The organism is Aquisphaera insulae, assembly GCF_011064615.1.
Classification (GTDB): domain Bacteria; phylum Planctomycetota; class Planctomycetia; order Isosphaerales; family Isosphaeraceae; genus Aquisphaera; species Aquisphaera insulae.
Genome location: NZ_JAALJH010000211.1, coordinates 1 through 1,684 on the forward strand (window position 1 = coordinate 1; position 1,684 = coordinate 1,684).

Consider the following 1,684-nt stretch of genomic DNA (forward strand, 5'->3'; position numbering starts at 1 on the left):
TCGCCATGGTATGCATGAGCTCCCCGTCCCGCGACCGGCCGAAGCCGTTGCGGCTCATCTCGCCCCCCTGGACGGACGACTCGCCGCGACGACTCGAGATCGACGCCGCGTTGCCGGCCGACGATCCGGCGCGGCGGGTCGCCGAGGTCGTCGCCGCGCTCGACCTCGCCCGCCTCGTCGCCTCCTACGCCGGCGTGGGTAGCCCGGCCTATCCCCCCGAGATCCTCCTGCGGGTGGTCCTCTTCGAGATCCTCCGCGGCCGCCTCAGCCCCGGCCGATGGGCCGCGGATTGCAGCCGCGACGACGCTCTGAAGTGGCTGACCTTCGGGGCGGCGCCCTCGCGGAGTTGCCTGTTCCGCTTCCGCGATCGGATCGCGCCTCACCTCGATGCGCTGCTCGCCTCGGCCCTCCATACGGCCCGGGCCCGAGGGTGGACCACCGCGGGGCGGATCGCGCTGGACGGCACCTTCACGGGCTCCTACGCCTCGCGGCACAAGCCGATGAAGGCCAAGGGCCTCGACGAGCGGTGCCGACAGCTCGATGCCGCCGTGACCGCCGATCTCGCCGCCGCGCCCGCCGATCACAGCCCACCGGCCTCGCCGCTCGACTCCGCCACGGCCGCCGATCACAGCCCGCCGCAGCCACCCCCGGCTTGGATGGCCACGACGCCCGGCGGCCGCTTCCGACAGCGACGGCTCTATCACCAGGCCCGCGCCCGGCTGGGCGATCGGCAGCGGGCCCGGGACGCGCAGGCGAGCCGCCGATCGCGGGCCCAACGCCGCAAGGCCCGGCCCCTGAAGGCCAGCCCTACCGACCCCGAGGCGGTCCTGGGCCTGGACAAGACGAAGGTCTTCCGCCCCCTCTTCGACATCCAACTGGCCCGCGACCTCGACTCGAACTTCATCCTGGGCTACGAGGTCTTCGCGGCGGCCACCGACGTCGGGCTGCTGGCGCCGATGCTCGACCGGACCGAGGCCCTGACCGGGGTGACGCCGGAGGTCGTCCTGGCCGATGGAACATATGCCAACGTCATCGAATTGGAGGCCTGTCGGGAGCGGGCCGTGACGCTCTATGCCCCGCCGCAAGGCGGCGAGGCCGCGACCAAGGCCGACGGCCGGTCGGCCGCGAGCGAGCCCGGGAGGAAGATCACCAAGGCTGAGTTCACCTGGCTGGCCGAGTCGAAGACCTATCGCTGCCCGGCGGGCCACGAGTTGCGACTGGAGCGGCGCGGGGTGCAGCGGCGGTTCGGCGGGCGCGAGTTGGTGGAGCTGCAGTATCGCTGCCCGGGCGAACTCTGCCGGGCCTGCTCGCTGGCGGCCCGCTGCACCCGCTCGCCACAGGGGCGGATCATCAAGCGGAGCGAGCACGACGACCTGCTCGAGGACCTCCGGCGGCGGATGGCGTCGCCCGAGGGCCGCGAGCTGTACAAGCTGCGGTCTCGGACGATCGAGCGCGAGTTCGCCGACCTGAAGTGCCATCGAGGCCTCCGCCAGTTCTCCGTCTTCGGGCTGGCCCGCTCGCGGGCCCAGGTGGGCCTGCTGATCCTGATCCACAACGGCCTGGAGTTCCTCAAGGCCCTCCGCCGGACGGCCGAGGCCCCGGCGGACGGCCCACAGGCCGCGCAGCCGCCCCCGGCGGCATAGCCCCGAGTGCCCCCAGCTTGCCGGGAAAGCGGAATTCTCTC

General features: G+C 73.0%; 1 protein-coding gene. It reads left to right on the top strand.

All coding sequences use genetic code 11. The annotated features are described in order from the left end of the window. The coding region (locus tag G6O54_RS36780; protein ID WP_205679185.1) for an IS1182 family transposase at positions 1–1,643 on the top strand (1,643 nt) is incomplete at its 5' end. Between the last annotated feature and the right edge of the window lie 41 nt (positions 1,644–1,684).